Raw genomic sequence first — 17,415 nt, forward strand, 5'->3', positions numbered from 1 at the left:
GGTCACAGCTCTCCCGCCGCCTGCTCGCGCAGCGCGCGGGCGTGCTGCTCCAGCGACAGCAGTTCGCCGAAGGTGGCGAAATACTCGTCCTTGTTGTTAACCGGGTTGATCCGCTGGATCCGCGACTTGAGCTCCCGGATCCGCGCGGTGACCGAACCCCACTGTAGGCGGGCGATGGTGATCGAGACGTACCTCGGGTCGGGCTCGCCGTCGATCCGCACCGGCTCCACGGCCAGCTCACCGACGAGTGCCGCGGCGGCGAGGTCCTCGCAGGCGTCCCGCACCAAGGAGATCCACACCGCCCCGCCGGCCGCCCCCGAGGCTCCGCCGGCCGCCGCGATCGCCGTCCGGACCGCGGCATGCACGGGATGCCGGTAGTCGGCCGCCTCGACCGCGTCGAACATCGGCCCGGCAAGCACCGGCTGCTGTAGCGCCAGTTTGAGCGCCTCCCGCTCCACCATCGACTGCGGGCTGTCCGGCGTCGGCCCGCTCCGGGCGGGACGCGCGGGCCCGTCCGCCGGTCGACCCGAGGCAGCCGCCAGCACCGCCCGCTGCACCGGCTCGATCTCCATGCCGAGGTCACCGGCGAGCTTGCGCACGTACTCCGGGCGCTTCTCCTGGTCCTTGAGCTTGGCCACCAGCGGCGCCGCCCGGCGCATCGCCTCGACCCGGCCGTCCACGGTGTCCAGGTCGTGCCGGCTGATGACGTGACGCAGCGCGAAGTCGACAAGCGGTTCGCGGCGGGCGACCAGGTCACGGACGGCCAGGTCACCCTTTGCCAGGCGCAGGTCGCACGGGTCCATGTTGTCGGGGCTCACCGCGATGAAGGTACGTCCGACGAAGCGCTGGTCGTCCTCGAAGGCGCGCAGCGCGGCCTTCTGCCCTGCGGCGTCTCCGTCAAAGGTGAAGATGATCTCACCGGCTACCGCGTCGGTGTCCAGCAGCAGCCGACGCAGGACGCCAATGTGGTCGCCGCCGAACGCGGTCCCGCAGGTCGCGACGGCGGTCGGTACGTCGGCCAGGTGGCAGGCCATCACGTCGGTGTAGCCCTCGACCACCACCACCCGCCCCTGCTTGGCGATCTCCCGCTTGGCCTGGTCGATGCCGTACAGCACGTGCGACTTCTTGTAGATCGGAGTCTCAGGTGTGTTGAGGTACTTCGGGCCGTCGTCGTCGGCGAAGAGCTTGCGCGCACCGAAGCCGACCACGTCGCCGGTGAGGTCGCGGATCGGCCAGAGCAGCCGACGCCGGAAGCGGTCGATCAGGTTGCCCGACCGGGCCGGGCGGGACAGCCCCGCGGTGACCAGTTCTTCGTGGCTGAAACCACGCTGGCGCAGGTGCCGGGTCAGTAGATCCCAGCCGTCCGGGGCGAAGCCGCAGTCGTACCGCTGTGCGGCAGCCCGGTCGAAACCGCGCTCGGCCAGGAACTCCCGGGCGGCACGCGCGCCGGCCGCGCCCAACTGGGCGGTGTAGAACTCCACGGCGGCGGCGTGCGCGGCGACGAGCCGCTGCCGCTGTCCCTGCTGCGGGCGGTTGCCACGCGGCGCGGCGCGGTCCTCCTCGACATAGCGCAGTTGCAGTCCGGCACGGCCGGCGAGCCGCTCCACCGCCTCGACGAAACTGAGGTGCTCGGCGTCCATCAGGAACTTGATGGCGTCCCCGCCCGCGCCGCAACCGAAGCAGTACCAGACGTTGCGGGCGGGCGACACGTTGAACGACGGGCTCTTCTCGTCGTGGAACGGGCAGAGCCCCTTGAGGTTGCCGCCGCCCGCCGACCTGAGCGTCACCGTGTCGGAGATGACCTCGGCGATGGACGTGCGCTCCCGGACCAACGCGATGTCCTCGTCCCGGATCCGCCCCGCCATTTCGGCCACCTCCTCGGCTACATCCTGCCCTGCCCGGCCGACAGCGAAGGAGGGGCCCCTTCCTAACGCCTACGGCATAGGAAGGGGCCCCTGTTAACACCCGGAGCAGCCCGAGCCGATCCTCAGTCGGGGCGACGGCGCAGGTAACGGCGTACCGGCGGCGGATCCTCCTCCTCGTACGACCGGGCGGCGCGCACCGCTTCCGCCAGGCCCTGCGGGCGGTTGCGCGGCGGCACCGCGAGCAGCGGATCGCGGGCCATGTCCTTGATCAGGGCAGCGGCCAAACCGAGCATCACCACCACGAACGGCAGCGCCACCATGATGGTGGCCTGCTGGAGCGCGTCGAGACCGCCGGTGAACAGCAGCACCCCTGCGACCAGGCCGATCAGGATGCCCCAGAGGACCACCAGCACCCGGTGCGGTCGCAGCGCGCCCCGGGACGTCAGCGAGCCGAGCACCAACGACGCGGAGTCGGCGCTGGTGACGAAGTACAGCGCCACCAGCACCATGGCCAGCACGCTGGTCACCGCCGCCAGCGGCAACGCGTCAAGCAACCCGAACAGGGCCTGCTCACTGCTCGTCGCGGCGTCAGCGACCAGGTCACGGGCCCCGGTGGCCTGCACCCGCAGCGCGCTGCCACCCATGATCGCGAACCACACGGCGCTGGCACCGCTGGGCACCAGCAGCACGCCGATCAGGAACTGCCGGACCGTACGCCCTCGGGAGATGCGGGCGATGAAGGTGCCGACGAACGGTGCCCAGGAGATCCACCACGCCCAGTAGAAAATCGTCCAGCCGCCGAGCCAGGCCGGGTCCGAGAAGGCACCGGTACGGGTGGACAGGACGACCAGGCCGCTCAGATAGTCCCCGATGGCGGCGGGCAGCACCTCGAGGGTGTAGATGGTCGGCCCGACCACGAAGACGAAGAACATCAGCGCGACGGCCAGCACCACGTTGGTGGTGGAGAGCCACTTGATGCCGCGATGTAGTCCGGTGAAGGCGGAGATCACGAAGGCCAGCGTGAGCGCCCCGATCACGATCAGCTCCACCGCGGTGCTGTCGGGTACGCCGGCGACCAGGTCCAGCCCGGCGGCGACCTGGAGGGCGCCGAGACCGAGGCTGGTGGCCGAGCCGAAGACGGTGGCGAAGACGGCCAGCAGGTCGATGACCCGACCGGTGGTGCCGTCGGCCCGGTCCCCGATGAGCGGCTGGAAGGCCGCCGAGATGCGGTTCTGCCGGCCACGACGGAACGTCGAGTACGCCAGCGCCAGCGCCACCACCGCGTAGATCGCCCACGGGTGCAGGGTCCAGTGGAAGAGGGTGTACTGCATGGCTGCCGAGGCCGCCGCGCCGGTCTGCGGCTCGACGCCGGTCGCCGGAGGCGGGGTGGCGTAGTGCTGGATGGGTTCGGCGACGGCGAAGAAGACCAGGCCGATCCCCATGCCGGCGCTGAACATCATGGCGATCCAGGCCAGCGCGGTGAACTCCGGCTCGTCGTCGTCCTTGCCGAGCCGGATCCGGCCGAACCGGGACAGCGCCAGTACCACCGCGAGCACCAGGAAGGCGTTTGCCGCCACCACGAAGAACCAGCCGAACGTTTCGATCACCCAGGCCAGGCCCGACTCTCCGACGCTGGCCAGTGAGCCGCGCGCCAGCACGCCCCAGACCACCACGGCGAGCACGCCGCCGACACCGAGACCGAGCACCACCCGGTCGATCGTGCCGCCTGTACCAACGGTCTTCTCGTCTGCCTGCTCACTCATGGTCACCCCCGACCATCCTCCTGGTCCGCCGCCACCTGCGATGCCCGATTCGGCAAATCACACCCGACGGTCGGCTTTCGGCCACAGACGGGCACGTTGGGATGCCACCTTGCCGGTTGCCGACCCGATGGTCAACCGAGCCGGGCGAGACTGCGGGCCTGTTCGTCGGCCTCGACCTGTCGGTTCCAGTCCGGTTTGGTGGCACGCCAGCCCTCGTCGTCCAGGCCCTGACGCCAGTACCCGGAAATGGACAACCATTCGCGGGACAGGCCACGCTCCACCCGCAGGAGACGGCGCAACTGACGGACGACGGACGCCTCGCCGTGCACGAAGGCGTGCACCGTGCCGGACGGGAAGTCCAGTCCGCGTACCGCAGCCACCAGCGCCTCACCCACCGGCCGAGCGCCCCGGTGCAGCCAGGTCGGGTGTACCACGCCGGGGCTGGGCAACGGCTGCTCGTCGGCCGCGCCGTCGACCTCGACGAACACGTGCGCGGACGCTCCGGCCGGCAGCCGGGCCAGCGACGCGGCGATCGCCGGCAACGCGCTCTCGTCGCCGACCAGCAGGTGCCAGTCGGCCTCCGGGCTCGGCGCGTACGCCCCACCCGGGCCGGTGAACAGCACCTCGTCGCCGGGTCGCAGCGCGGCGGCCCACGGTCCGGCCAGCCCTTCGTCACCGTGGTGCACCACGTCGAGCGTCAACTCACCGTTGACCGCGTCCCAGGCACGCACCGTGTAGGCGCGCAGTCGGGGCCACTGCTCGCGCGGCAACTCGCGACGGATCGCGGCGAGGTCGGTCGGCCGAGGATGATCGACTCCGACGACCGGAAACACTATCTTGATGTAGTGGTCGGTGAACTCGCCCACCGGCAGGCCGGCCAGTTCCGGACCGCCGAGCACCAGCCGGATCACGTGCGCGGTGGGCCGCCAGGTGCGCAGCACGCGGGCGGAGGTGACCTTCTTCGGGCGCTCACTCATTCGGTTAGGCTAACCTCACTCGAAACGCGACCATCGGCCACCCACGGCGGTGCGGCTACCCGACACCGGAGCAGCGCGGTGCCCACCGACCCTGGTGTCAGCTGCCGATCAGACGAACATGCCAGCCGACCGCGGCCGGATCCGTCAACGAGGCCACCTGGTCGACCACCACCCGCAGCCGGGCGGCGTCATCGGACGCCGCCCGCCACAGCGGGGCGAAGAGCGGGTCGAGCGCCTCCGGCGCCCGCGCCACCAGCGTGGTCACCAGACCGGTAACGATCTCCCGCTGCCGCTGGTACCGCCCCTGCGCGTCGGGCCGACGCATCACGTACCGCAGGGCGATGCCCTTGAGCAGCGCGCACCGGGCCCGCAACGACCGGGGTACGACGAGGTCGGCCGCGTACCGTCGATGCGGCCCGGGACCGAAACGGTCGGTGGTGGCGGCGACGGCGTTCGTCACGAAACGGCCGGTCAGCGCGCTGGTGGTGGCCTTGAGCGCGGCCTGCGCGCGATGGCTGCCGTCATAGCCGGCCAGCGGGGCGAGCACCGGATCGGCGAGCAGGTCGACCAGCGCCTCGCCGAGGTAGCCGGGCGACTCGGTCGAGTAGGCGGTGGCCACGTCGGCGCAGAGCGCCGCCCGCTCGTCGGAGTCGGCGAGCAGCGGCTCCAGGGTCAGGTAGCCGCCGTGAATACCGTCCTCGACGTCGTGCACCGAGTAGGCCACGTCGTCTGCCCAGTCCATCACCTGCGCCTCCAGGCAACGCCGCTCACCGGCCGGCGAACCCTCCCGGAGCCAGGCGAAGACGGGCAGGTCGTCGGCGTACACCCCGAACTTGCGGCGACCCGGCCGGCGGGTCCACGGATACTTGACGACCGCGTCGAGGCACGCGCGGGTGAGGTTCAGTCCGGCGGAGGCGGCGTCGGGGCCGTACACCTTCGCCTCCAGGCGGGTCAGCACCCGCAGCGTCTGCGCGTTGCCCTCGAAGCCACCGCAGCCGGCCGCGACCTCGTCCAGCGCGGCCTCGCCGTTGTGTCCGAACGGCGGATGCCCGAGGTCGTGAGCCAGGCCGGCGGTGTCCACCACGTCCGGGTCGCAACCCAGACCGGCACCCATCTCGCGAGCGATCTGAGCCACCTCCAGGGAGTGCGTCAGCCGGGTACGCAGGAAATCGTCCGTGCCCGCCGCGTGCACCTGGGTCTTCGCGGCCAGCCGGCGGAAGGCCGCCGAGTGCAGCACCCGCGCCCGGTCCCGCTCGAACGGCGACCGGTCGTGGCCGGGATCCTTGGCCGGTTCGGCCACCCGGCGAGCCGCGTCCGGCCCGATCGGCGTAGCGCTCAATCCCCACGCTGCCGCAGCACGCAGAACTCGTTACCCTCCGGGTCGGCCAGCACCGTCCAGTCGTCGCCGTCCTGACCCACGTCGACATGCCGGGCTCCCATGTCGACCAGCCGCTCCACCTCGGCCTCCCGATCCGCCGGGCGCAGGTCGAGGTGCAACCTGTTCTTGCCCTGCTTGCCGCCGCGGACCGCCACGAAGACGATGCCGGGCAACCGGTCGACGCCCTGCCGGATCTCCACCTCCGCCGGCCGCTCGTCGACCACCTGGTAGCCGAGCACCTCCGCCCACCAGCGGGCCAGCCGGCCCGGGTCCCGGGCGTCGACGGTCAAGCTCGCCCAAACGCTGGTCATGCCGACACCGCCGCCGCGCCGGCGACACGTCCCATCGACAGCTCGGTACGCGATCTCATCGGGCCACCCCTTCGCGACGACGGTCCTCGGGCGAGCTCAGGTTACGCCCGGCCGCCCCGTACGGCGCGCCCGCGGCGTGGCCCGACGGGTCCGCATCCACCGATCAGACGAGAGTTGCGGCCCGATCGCCGACAGTCACGGGATCGCGTACATCGACGCCCGCAGGTAGCGTCGCCATCGCGGAACGTCACCTGTTGCGGCGAGACACGACCGGTGGGAGAGACACGCTCGTGAACGCGGAAACGATGATGGGCACCGAACTGCGCGGGCTGCGCCAGCGGCGCCCTGAGGTCGCCGGCACGGTCCTGGCCGGCACGGACGGGCTGCTCATCTCCAGCGACCTGCCCACCACCGACGCCACCCACCTGGCGGCCCTGGCCGCGGCCAGCTTCGGCCTCGGTCACCGGATGGCGGCCACCGTCCGGCAGGGCGAGTTCCACGAGTCCGTCGTGCACACCGCGGCCGGCTGCGTGGTCACCTACCCGGCCGGCCGGGACGCCCTGCTGACCCTGGTCGCCTCGCCGGGGGCAGACCTGACGGCGTTGCGCGAGGAGGCACGGGCGATGGTCCACCGCTCCGGCCCGGCGCTGGCTGCCTGCCGGCGCCCGACCCTGCTGCCCAACCAACCGGATCCACACGCCCCGCTGGCTGTGCGGAGCCCGATGGCGACCCTGCCGAACCAGCGTCCGCGCCGGGATCCCGTCAGCTGGCGTCGACCGCCGATCTGACCGGACCGGCCCGGCAGGGTCGAGCGTCAGCGGCTGTCCGAGCCGGTGGTGACCATCGCGGCACGGCCGGCCTCCAGTCGCGCCACCGGCACCCGGAACGGCGAGCAGGAGACGTAGTCCAGCCCCACCGAGTGGAAGAAGTGCACCGAGTCCGGGTCGCCGCCGTGCTCGCCGCAGACGCCGATCTTCAACCCGGGACGGGCCGCCCGGCCCTCCTCGGTGGCGATGCGCACCAGCCGCCCGATGCCGTCGGCGTCGATGGACTCGAATGGCGAGATGCCGAAAATGCCCAGCTCCAGGTAGCGCCAGAAGAACGCGCCCTCCACGTCGTCGCGGGAGAAACCCCAGCCCATCTGGGTCAGGTCGTTGGTGCCGAAGGAGAAGAACTCGGCAGCCTCGGCGATCTGGCCGGCGGTCAGCGCCGCCCGGGGCACCTCGATCATTGTGCCGATCAGCACGTCGACGGCCTTCTCCCGGGTCACCTCCGCGATGATCCGCTCCGCCTCGGCGCGGACCGTCTCCAGCTCCTGCACCGCACCGACCAGCGGCACCATGATCTCCGGCCTCGGGTCGCCGCCGCCCTCGGCGGATTCCACGGCGGCCTCCACGATGGCCCGCACCTGCATCGCGAACAGCCCGGGGATGACCAGGCCGAGGCGTACCCCGCGCAGTCCCAGCATCGGGTTCTCCTCGTGCATCCGGCGTACGGCGGCGAGCAACGCCTCCTCCTTGGCGACGTCCTCACCACGCTCCTGGGCGACCGCCACGTCGACCGCGAGCTGCTCCAGCGGGGGCAGGAACTCGTGCAGCGGCGGGTCGATCAGCCGGACGGTGACCGGCAGGCCGTCCATCTGCCGGAAGATGTCCACGAAGTCCGCCCGCTGCAACGGAAGCAGCGCGGCGAGCGCCTTCTCCCGCTCTCCTGCCGCGCGGGCCAGGATCAACCGCTCGACCAGCTCACGCCGGTCGCCGAGGAACATGTGTTCGGTCCGACACAACCCGATACCCTCGGCGCCGAACCGCCGGGCCCGGGCCGCGTCGGCCGCGGTGTCCGCGTTCGTGCGTACCGCGAGCCGCCGGTGGGCATCAGCGTGCGACATGATCCGATGTACGGCTTGGACCAGCGCGTCGTCGATGCTCGCCGGGTCGACTTCGCCCTCGAAGTACCGCACCACCTCCGACGGGCTGACCGGCACTTCGCCCAGGTAGACCTTGCCGGTGGTGCCGTCGATCGAGACGACGTCGCCTTCGGTGACCGTCCGCCCGGCCACCGCGAAGCGCCGCTTCGGCACATCGATGTCCAGTTCGTCGGCGCCGGAGACACAGGTCTTGCCCATACCCCGGGCGACCACCGCGGCGTGGCTGGTCTTGCCGCCACGCGAGGTGAGGATGCCCTGCGCCGCGATCATGCCGTTCAGGTCGTCCGGGTTGGTCTCCCGACGGACCAGGATGACAGCCTCACCGGCGGCGGCCAGCTCCACCGCGCGGGCCGAGGTGAAGACCACCTTGCCGACCGCCGCGCCCGGCGAGGCACCGATGCCGGTGGCGACCGGCTGGATGTCGTGGTCGAGTCGGAAACGGGGGAACATCAGTTGGGCCAGTTGCGCACCGTTGACCCGGTGCAGCGCCTCGTCGAGGTCGATCAGCCCCTCGTCGACCAGCTGGCCGGCGATGACGAAAGCGGCTGCGGCGGTGCGCTTGCCGACCCGGGTCTGCAGCATCCACAGCTTGCCGCGCTCGATGGTGAACTCGATGTCGCACAGGTCCCGGTAGTGCCGCTCCAGCCGGGCCAGGTAGTCGAGCAGCTCGTCGTAGGAGTGCCTGTCGATCCGCTCCAACTCCTGCAACGGCACCGTGTTGCGGATGCCGGCGACGACGTCCTCCCCCTGGGCGTTGGCCAGGTAGTCGCCGTAGATGCCCTGCGTGCCACTGGCCGGGTCGCGGGTGAAGGCGACTCCGGTACCGGAGTCGGGGCCGAGGTTGCCGAAGACCATCGCCACCACGTTGACCGCGGTGCCGAGGTCGGCCGGGATCCGCTCCTGGCGACGGTAGACCACCGCCCGCTCGGCGTTCCACGATTCGAACACCGCCCGCACGGCCAGATCGAGTTGCTCGCGCGGGTCCTGAGGGAACTCCCGTCCGGTGTGCTCTTTGAAGATCTTTTTGAACGCGTCGACCAGCCCGCGCAGGTCGGCCGCTTCCAGGTCGAGGTCGTCGCTGGTACCCCGGGCGCGTTTGGCCTCGTCGAGCGCGTGCTCGAACTCCTCGCCCGGCACCTCGCAGACCGTCTTGCCGAACATCTGGATCAGGCGCCGGTAGGAGTCCCAGGCGAACCTGTCCCCTCCGCCGGCCGGACCGCTCGAGCCGCCGGAGGGGGCGGGGTCGGTGGTGCCGCCAGCCTGCCGGGCGAGACCTTCGACGCTGCGGTCGTTGAGCCCCACGTTGAGGACGGTCTCCATCATCCCCGGCATCGAGAACTTCGCCCCGGAACGCACGGAGACCAGCAGCGGGTCGTCCGGGTCGCCGAGCCGCCGGCCCATCTCCCGCTCCAGTGCGCCGAGGTGAGCGGCGATCTGGGCGGTCAGCCCCGCGGGTTCGGCACCGGTGTCCAGGTACGCCTTGCACGCCTCGGTGGTGATGGTGAAGCCGGGCGGCACGGGCAGGCCGAGCCGGGTCATCTCGGCCAGGTTGGCCCCCTTGCCGCCGAGGAGGTCCTTGAGGTCCTTGTTGCCCTCGGCGAAGTCGTAGACGTACTTGCGCTCGGCCGTCTGTTGCGTTGTCACCAAAGCCTCCCACGCGCCCGGAATGACACTTAACGAAGGTTCAGGTCTTCGATACCCCGGGACTGGCCACTGGTTATCCAGGGAGCCGTGCCGGTCGGTGGGCGAAGGTTAAGCGACCACGGCGCAAGCCGCGAGCATTCGGTGACAATAGGCACAGCAATCCCGACTGTCCGCGTTCACGACAGCTTTTGGGAACGGTCCCATGAGCACCAACGAACAATCGCGAACCTCCCCGTACGCTAGAGGGCACGCAGCGTCACCACACCTCGCACCATTGCCACAACCGCCGCGAATACACCCCTCGGAGGCGTCGCCGTGTCCTCGTCCCCCGTCACCACACCCGATCCGCTGGAACCGGTGGGCGACACCCCCGCCAACAGCACCCCTCGGCGGGCTGCTCACGAGCTGCCGGGCATCTCGGCGCGTACCGCCGGGGAGTTGGCCGGGGCGGCGGAGCGGGCCGCCGCCGCGCAGCTCGCTCCCCCACCACCGGTGCGGCTCGGCGACGTGGTGCCCGCGCCGGAGCAGGTGACACCGGACGCCGACGGTGACCACCTGCTCGCTCCCGACACAGTGATCCGGGCCAGCGCCGACCCGGCCGCTCTCGCCGTCGCCGAGCAGCTCGCCGCGCTGCTGCGCCCAGCCACCGGCTATCCGCTGCCGGTGACCGAGGCCGCCGCGCCCGCGCCGGCCGTCGGCATCGCCCTGCTCCTGACCGGCGACGCCGACCTCGACCCGGAGGGCTACCGGCTCGACATCACCGCCGCCGGGGTACAGATCAACGCCGGCACCGCCGCCGGCCTCTTCCACGGGGTACAGACCCTGCGGCAGTTGCTCCCGGCCGCCGTCGAAAGCGCCACCCCGGTCAGCGAACGCTGGATCCTGCCCGGCGGGTCGATCCTCGACCGCCCCCGTTATCCGCACCGGGGCGCGATGCTCGACGTGGCCCGGCACTTCTTCGGCGTCACCGACGTGCTGCGGGTGGTCGACCACCTGGCCAGGTACAAGCTCAACCGGCTGCACCTGCACCTCACCGACGACCAGGGCTGGCGGGTCGCCATCGACTCCTGGCCCGCGCTGGCCACCGTGGGCGGGGCCGGCGCGGTGGGCGGCGGCCCGGGTGGGCACTACACCCAGGCCGAGTACCGCCGGATCGTGGCGTACGCCGCCGACCGGCACATCACCGTGATCCCCGAGATCGACCTTCCGGGTCACACCAACGCGGCGCTGACCGCGTACGCCGAACTGGCGCCAGACGGGCTGGCACCGCCGCCGTACACCGGCACCGAGATCGGGTTCAGCTACGTCGACCCGGTCAGCGAGCGGACGTACGATTTCGTCGCCGACGTGCTCGGCGAACTCGCCACCCTCTCCCCCGGCCAGTGGCTGCACATCGGCGGAGACGAGGCGTTCAAGGTGCCCGCAGAGGTGTACGCCCGTTTCGTCGCGCGGGTGCAGGGCATCGTCGCCGGGCTCGGGAAGACGGTCGTCGGCTGGCACCAGATCGCCCCCGCCGCCCATGCCGACGGGCGGATCCTCCAGTGGTGGGGTACCGCCGGCGATGACCCGGTCACCGCCGAGGCGGTACGCCGGGGCGCCAAGCTGATCCTCTCCCCCGGCAACCACGCGTACCTCGACATGAGGTACGCCCCGGACACCCCCATCGGGCACGACTGGGCCGGCCTCGTCGACGTGCGCCGCGCGTACGACTGGGATCCTGCGACGCACCTGACCGGCGTCCACGCCGATGCGGTGCTCGGCGTGGAGGCGCCGCTGTGGACCGAGTCGGTGACGACGCTCGCCGAGATCGAGTTCATGCTCCTTCCTCGACTGCCCGCCATCGCCGAGCTGGGCTGGTCACCACGCTCGACACACGACTGGGACGGATTCCGGCGCCGGCTGGCCGGGCACGGACCCCGCTGGACCACGGCGGGGATCACCTTCCATCGCAGCGCCGAGGTGCCCTGGCGCACACCGGCGGGCGTCCCCGCGCCGCGTGACCCGGCGCAGGAGCAGGAGTCGATCCGAACCGGAGGAGCGGAGCCGGCGCCCGGGTGAGGTCGGGTGGGGCTGTTGGGCGAGACGTGCTCCGGGACGGTGCCCTGCGGCCATTCGTCGACGGAGTCGGGTTCGTCCCTGGACGTCGTAATGAACGTCCGGTATGCGAGTTTAGTGCGTAGTGCCTGTCACCCGCCCGGCGGAATCATGGCCCCACCCCCGCCGTTGTACATGGCGTGACCGCAGTGCCCACCGGCGCCGCACCATGGCACGACCCCGGGCCCCGGCCCCCGGGTCGGAATGACCCCGCCCCGCCCGGCGCTACATCCCCGGCGTCGTGAACAGGTCCCCCCGGATCTCCGACGGTCCCGAGCACGGTCCCCCTCCCGCAGCACATTCGCACCCCCGCGTGCCTGCGGAACCCCCCGAACGAAAGGCGTGACTCACCATGCGTACCGCCATTCTTCGTAAGGCTGCCCTGACCGCTGCCGGCCTCGCCTTCACCGGCGGCGCCATCGCCGGCCCCGTCACCGCCGCCTACGCGGCCCCGACCGGGCAGATCACCACGACTGTGCAGGCCGACCGCAAGACCAGTGGCGAGCGCCAGCTCGACGTGCGCTACGAAGCCCAGCCGAACTTCTACTACTGCGGCCCCGCCGCCACCCGCAACGCCCTCAGCGTGCAGGGCAAGAACATCGACGTGCACGCCATGGCCAAGCAGATGGGCACCACCGAGGCCGGCACCGACTCCATCAACGACATCACCCCCGTACTGAACAAGGAGACCGGCAAGGACGTCTACAAGTCCGTCGAGATCCCCGACCCCACCGCCGACGACAAGCAGACCCACAAGCTGCGCGAAGACATCGTCCGGACCGTCGACGAAGGCCGCGCCGTGGTCGCCAACATCGCCGGCACCACCACCGACACCGACGGCACCACCCACGCCTTCGAAGGCGGGCACTACATCAGCGTCGTCGGCTACCACGACAACGGCGACACCGTCACCATCGCCGACTCCGCCGACCCCAACCAGGCCTCCTACCAGATCAGCACCGACAACCTCGCCGACTGGATCGCCACCCGCGGCTACAGCGCCACCTCCTGACCACACCACACGACAGGGCCGACCCCACCGGGTCGGCCCTTCGTCGTCTCCGCCCTCCGCCCCGAGCCGCCTCATCCCCGGGCAGGCCGTGACCTCCGGCAGGCCGTGCCATCAGGAATGTCGTGACCTGCCCGGCCACGGCAAACCACAACATCCCTGAACATGCGACGTCGCTTCGGAGGCTCCGTGCGCCGGCAGGTCGCCCATGGCCGGCGCTCCACCTCAGCCGCCGGAGTCGGCCAGCTCGGCGCCCTCGGGGACGGTGTCGTCGTCCCGGCCGGCCAGCCAGCCCTCCGGCAGGAAGACCTTGCCCGGGGAGTTGGTCCGCCCACGTGGCTGGCCCAGCGTCTCCACCGGGAACGGCACAACCGGGTCAAGCTTGCCGAGCAGGTCGTCGAGCTGCGCCATACTGTCGATCATCGCCAGGGCGCGGCGCAGCTCACTGCCGATCGGGAAGCCCTTGAGATACCAGGCGACGTGCTTACGGAAATCGGTGCAGCCGTCGCGCTCCCCCCGGGCCGGGCTACGCGCACCCACGCCGAACTGCTCGACCAGCAGCTCAGCGTGCCGGCGCATGGTCACCGCCACCTCACCGAGGTTGGGCAGCCGCCGCTGCGGGCGGCCGTCGAAGGCGGCCTCAAGGTCGGCGAAGAGCCACGGCCGGCCGAGACAGCCGCGCCCGATCACCACCCCGTCTACACCGGTGTGCGCCACCATCCGCAGCGCGTCGGCGGCCTCCCAGATGTCGCCGTTGCCCAGCACCGGCACGTCGAGCGCCTGCTTGAGCGTGGCGATGGCATCCCAGTCGGCCGTGCCCGAGTACCGCTGCGCCGCCGTACGACCGTGCAGCGCGACCGCGGCGACGCCGGCCTCCTGCGCGGCGAGCCCCGCCTCGACGTACGTCAGGTGGTCGTCATCGATGCCCTTGCGCATCTTCACCGTGACCGGCACACCGGCGGGCGACGCGGCGTCCACCGCGGCCCGCACCAGGCGGGCGAAGAGCCGACGCCGCCAGGGCAGCGCCGCACCGCCACCGCGACGGGTGACCTTCGGGACCGGGCAACCGAAGTTGAGGTCGATATGGTCGGCGAGCCCCTTGGCGACCACGATCCGCACGGCGGCGGCGGTCGTCTCCGGATCGGTACCGTAAAGCTGGAGGCTGCGCGGGCGTTCGTCCGGCCCGAACGCGATCATCCGCAGCGTCTTCGGATTCCGCTCGACCAGCGCGACCGTGGTGATCATCTCGCAGACGTAGATGCCGCCGCCCTGCTCCCGGCAGAGCTGCCGGAACCCGACGTTGGTGATGCCGGCCATCGGCGCGAGCACCACCGGCGGCCACACCTGGTGCGGCGCGATGCTCAGCGGGCGTGGGGCAGCAACGATCTTCGGCACCGCCCAAGTGTAAGGAGGGGTCACCTGCTGACGCCCGCCGCTCTACCGGTCTGCGAGCCGGCTCGCGCGGTCGTGGACGCGGCGCGCGACCTGCGGCAGCTACGTCTGGTGCGAGCGGCCGTCGCAGCGGCCGTCCAGCGGGTTACGCCGACCTAGCGTCCCTGGACGAGGAGATCCGCCGGGCCCGACGAAGCCGGACGACGCTGATCAGGAAGGCCCCTCCTTATCCGTCAGCAGCCGGGGAGGTGATCGATCAGGAAGCGCTCGACCTGGTCCAGGGCGATCCGCTCCTGGGTCATCGTGTCCCGGTTGCGGATGGTCACGGCGTCGTCGTCCAAGGTGTCGAAGTCGACGGTGACGCAGAACGGGGTGCCGATCTCGTCCTGACGACGGTAGCGGCGGCCGATGGCCTGCGAGTCGTCGAACTCGACCACCCAACGCTTGCGCAGCTGCGCGGCGAGGGCCTTCGCCTTGGGCGAGAGCGCCTCGTTACGCGACAGCGGCAGCACCGCCACCTTGACCGGGGCCAGCCGCGGGTCGAAGCGCATCACGGTCCGCTTGTCGACGCCGCCCTTGGTGTTCGGTGCCTCGTCCTCGTCGTACGCCTCCAGCAGGAACGCCAGCACCGCGCGGGTGAGGCCGGCCGCCGGCTCGATCACGTACGGCATCCACCGTTCCTGCTTGGCCTGGTCGAAGTAGGAAAGGTCGACGCCGGAGTGCTTGCTGTGCGTGGAGAGGTCGAAGTCGGTGCGGTTGGCGACGCCCTCCAGTTCGGCGAACTCGGTACCGCCGAACTGGAACCGGTACTCGATGTCGACGGTGCGCTTCGAGTAGTGGGAGAGCTTCTCCTTGGGGTGCTCGTGCAGGCGCAGGTTGTGCTCGGACAGTCCGAGGTCGAGGTACCAGTTCCAGCGCTCGGTGAGCCAGTACTCGTGCCACTGCTCGTCGGTGCCCGGCTCGACGAAGAATTCCATCTCCATCTGCTCGAACTCACGGGTACGGAAGATGAAGTTGCCCGGGGTGATCTCGTTGCGGAACGACTTGCCGGTCTGCGCGATGCCGAACGGCGGCTTCTTGCGGGCGACGGTCTCCACGTTCCGGTAGTTGACGAAGATGCCCTGGGCGGTCTCCGGGCGCAGGTAGTGCAGGCCCTCGTCGCTCTCCACCGGGCCCAGGTAGGTCTTCATCAGGCCGTTGAACATCCGCGGCTCGGTAAAGGTGCCCTTGTTGCCACAGTTGGGGCAGTTCAGCTCGGCCAGCGAGGCCGGCGGGCGGGCGTGCTTGGCCTCGTACGCCTCCTCCAGGTGGTCGGCACGGAACCGCTTGTGGCAGGACTGGCACTCGGTCAGCGGGTCGACGAAGGCGTCCAGGTGGCCCGAGGCGGCCCACACGTCGCGGGCCAGGATCACCGCAGAGTCCAGGCCCACCACGTCGTCGCGCTGCTGGACCATGGTTTTCCACCACTGCCGGCGGACGTTCTCCTTGAGCTCCACACCGAGCGGACCGTAGTCCCACGCCGACCGGGTGCCCCCGTAGATCTCGCTGGAGGGGAAGACAAAGCCTCGGCGCTTGGCGAGGCTGACGACGGCGTCGATTCGGTCGGCTGGCATTTTTCCTCCTACGCCGACTGGCGGTCGGCGGGGACGTGGTGGGATGGATCGAACAGTCGCAGACAACGGTACGGCCGGTGTGGGCACCGCCCGAGCACATTACCTGCGCCCGGTCAGTTGACTCCGCAGACCTCCATGCCACCGGTCTGGGTGTCCTGTGCGAGCACGACCTGTTGCCGTTCCTGGCCACCGCCGGCGAAGGTCACCTCGACCGGCACCGTGAGGGTGGTGGTGTTCACCTCGCCGACCCGGTAGGCGGCGATCTGCGGCTCCGCGGCGGTACGGCGCTCGAACTCCTGCCGGGATTCGCGCCGCCGGGCGTCCTCGCAGAGCTGGTCGTACGCCCGGCCGTACTCACCGTCGGCGAGGGCCCGGTAGTAGTCCCCGGAGACCGTACGGCCCTGCTCCTCGATTGCCTGCACCCCGCTGACCAGCAGGCCGACCACCGCGGTGCCGCCGCCACCGCAGCACAGCAGCAGGGCCAGCGCCCCGGCACCCAGGCCGAGCCAGAGCCGGGACCGGCCGCCTTCGGTCGGTGGGGCCGCGAACGGCGGTGCGACTCCGGGACCGGGCGGCGGCGCAGGGACGCCCGGCTCGAAGGCATCCGGAGATGCCGACGCGGCGGGACTTGTGGGCGTCACGGCGGTGCCCTCGGTGGACGGCGGACCGGACGCGCCCGGCAACATGCCGGTCTCGCTCGAGACCTGAGGTCCCTGCTGGTCGGGCAGCGACGGGTCCGGTGGTGGGGCTGCCGGTCCGGGAGCGGTCATAGGGGCCAGCGTAGTGCCCGGTGGCTCAGCGGTAAGGACCCGCAGCCCGGTCGCTGGCGACCGTCACCACGTCACCGCCCGGCGCGGCGGTGGCCAACGCCTCGTACGCGGACGGCTCGTCGACGCTTTCGGCGAGCAGCGGCACCGCCGTGATCTTCACGTCGAATCCGCCGAGCGCGCGGCGGTAGGTGCCGACCGACTCCCACTCGGTGACCAGGCACCAGTGGCGGGGGTCGTCGAGCGCCCGGACCAGCTGTCCGCGCAGGTAGCCGGGCGCGGCGGCGAGCGCGGCGAGGGCCGCGTGGGCCCGGGCGGCGAATGCCTCGGCGTTGTCGTCGTCCACCACGAACCGGTTGGTCACCAGCACCGGAGCATCCTCCTCGTAGAGTCTGAGGAATGCAGCGTACGCAGCACGGGATCACCGGCCGGCTGGCCCGGGTCAACCCGACGACGGTGTTCCTGGTCACCCTGCTCCTCGTGTTGGTGGCGTTCTTCACCCCGGGGGTACCCGGCGGGCTGTTGACCTTGTTGCTGGCAGGCGGGTTGGTCGCGCTGCTGGTGACGACCTGGCGGGTGCAGACCCCGCAGACCCGGGTGATCCGGCTGCTGGCGCTGACCCTGTTGGTCATCGCGGCCCTGGTGAAGCTGCTCTGACATGCAATTATGCTTTTT

At 71.0% G+C, this 17,415-nt stretch carries 14 protein-coding genes; 4 read left to right on the top strand and 10 right to left on the bottom strand.

The window, feature by feature from the left end; all coding sequences use genetic code 11:
• Window positions 1–2 precede the first annotated feature (2 nt).
• From dnaG to ACFHWY_RS16355, 5 genes are all read right to left on the bottom strand, one after another.
• Window positions 3–1,865 carry a DNA primase gene (dnaG, locus tag ACFHWY_RS16335; protein WP_416581047.1) on the bottom strand — a complete coding sequence of 621 codons (1,863 nt, stop codon included), beginning with the start codon at window positions 1,863–1,865 and terminating at the stop codon, window positions 3–5.
• Window positions 1,866–1,987: 122 nt separating this feature from the next.
• On the bottom strand, window positions 1,988–3,628 hold the full coding sequence (locus ACFHWY_RS16340; RefSeq protein ID WP_416581048.1) for a BCCT family transporter: 1,641 nt from the start codon (window positions 3,626–3,628) through the stop codon (window positions 1,988–1,990).
• Window positions 3,629–3,759: 131 nt separating this feature from the next.
• Window positions 3,760–4,605, bottom strand: coding sequence for a siderophore-interacting protein (locus ACFHWY_RS16345; protein ID WP_416581049.1), 846 nt, complete (start codon window positions 4,603–4,605; stop codon window positions 3,760–3,762).
• 97 nt (window positions 4,606–4,702) lie between these two features.
• A complete protein-coding gene (locus ACFHWY_RS16350; RefSeq protein WP_416581050.1) occupies window positions 4,703–5,944 on the bottom strand; it encodes a deoxyguanosinetriphosphate triphosphohydrolase in 1,242 nt (413 codons plus the stop codon).
• A complete protein-coding gene (locus ACFHWY_RS16355) occupies window positions 5,941–6,294 on the bottom strand; it encodes a VOC family protein (protein WP_416581051.1) in 354 nt (117 codons plus the stop codon). Before ACFHWY_RS16355 ends, ACFHWY_RS16350 begins: the two co-directional genes overlap by 4 nt.
• Window positions 6,295–6,584: 290 nt before the next feature.
• On the opposite strand from ACFHWY_RS16355, the gene ACFHWY_RS16360 reads away from it, so the two are divergent.
• Window positions 6,585–7,082 (top strand): roadblock/LC7 domain-containing protein, encoded by a 498-nt coding sequence (locus ACFHWY_RS16360; protein WP_416581052.1) that lies wholly within the window; start codon window positions 6,585–6,587, stop codon window positions 7,080–7,082.
• 26 nt (window positions 7,083–7,108) lie between these two features.
• Here ACFHWY_RS16360 and ppdK read toward each other — a convergent pair whose 3' ends face one another.
• The gene (ppdK, locus tag ACFHWY_RS16365) at window positions 7,109–9,865 is read right to left on the bottom strand and encodes a pyruvate, phosphate dikinase (RefSeq protein ID WP_416581053.1); all 2,757 of its coding nucleotides are present in this window, start codon (window positions 9,863–9,865) and stop codon (window positions 7,109–7,111) included.
• Between the two features lie 315 nt (window positions 9,866–10,180).
• On the opposite strand from ppdK, the gene ACFHWY_RS16370 reads away from it, so the two are divergent.
• On the top strand, window positions 10,181–11,923 hold the full coding sequence (locus tag ACFHWY_RS16370) for a beta-N-acetylhexosaminidase (protein ID WP_416581054.1): 1,743 nt from the start codon (window positions 10,181–10,183) through the stop codon (window positions 11,921–11,923).
• A 388-nt stretch (window positions 11,924–12,311) separates the two neighbouring features.
• Window positions 12,312–12,971 (top strand): C39 family peptidase, encoded by a 660-nt coding sequence (locus ACFHWY_RS16375; protein WP_416581055.1) that lies wholly within the window; start codon window positions 12,312–12,314, stop codon window positions 12,969–12,971.
• A 222-nt stretch (window positions 12,972–13,193) separates the two neighbouring features.
• Here ACFHWY_RS16375 and dusB read toward each other — a convergent pair whose 3' ends face one another.
• The 4 genes from dusB to ACFHWY_RS16395 all read right to left on the bottom strand — a co-directional run bounded on the left by dusB (window position 13,194) and on the right by ACFHWY_RS16395 (window position 17,110).
• Complete coding sequence (gene dusB, locus ACFHWY_RS16380; protein WP_416581119.1) at window positions 13,194–14,285, bottom strand: tRNA dihydrouridine synthase DusB; 1,092 nt, start codon at window positions 14,283–14,285, stop codon at window positions 13,194–13,196.
• A gap of 308 nt (window positions 14,286–14,593) precedes the next feature.
• A complete protein-coding gene (locus tag ACFHWY_RS16385) occupies window positions 14,594–15,973 on the bottom strand; it encodes a glycine--tRNA ligase (RefSeq protein ID WP_416581056.1) in 1,380 nt (459 codons plus the stop codon).
• 113 nt (window positions 15,974–16,086) lie between these two features.
• Entirely contained in the window at window positions 16,087–16,614 is a 528-nt protein-coding gene (locus ACFHWY_RS16390) for a hypothetical protein (protein ID WP_416581120.1), read from the bottom strand.
• 154 nt (window positions 16,615–16,768) lie between these two features.
• Window positions 16,769–17,110, bottom strand: coding sequence for an antibiotic biosynthesis monooxygenase family protein (locus ACFHWY_RS16395; protein WP_416581057.1), 342 nt, complete (start codon window positions 17,108–17,110; stop codon window positions 16,769–16,771).
• A 29-nt stretch (window positions 17,111–17,139) separates the two neighbouring features.
• On the opposite strand from ACFHWY_RS16395, the gene ACFHWY_RS16400 reads away from it, so the two are divergent.
• Window positions 17,140–17,397: a hypothetical protein gene (locus ACFHWY_RS16400; RefSeq protein ID WP_416581058.1), complete on the top strand. Its 258-nt coding sequence runs from the start codon at window positions 17,140–17,142 to the stop codon at window positions 17,395–17,397.
• Window positions 17,398–17,415: the final 18 nt, after the last annotated feature.

Source organism: Micromonospora sp. LOL_024, assembly GCF_048060415.1.
Classification (GTDB): Bacteria; Actinomycetota; Actinomycetes; order Mycobacteriales; family Micromonosporaceae; genus Micromonospora.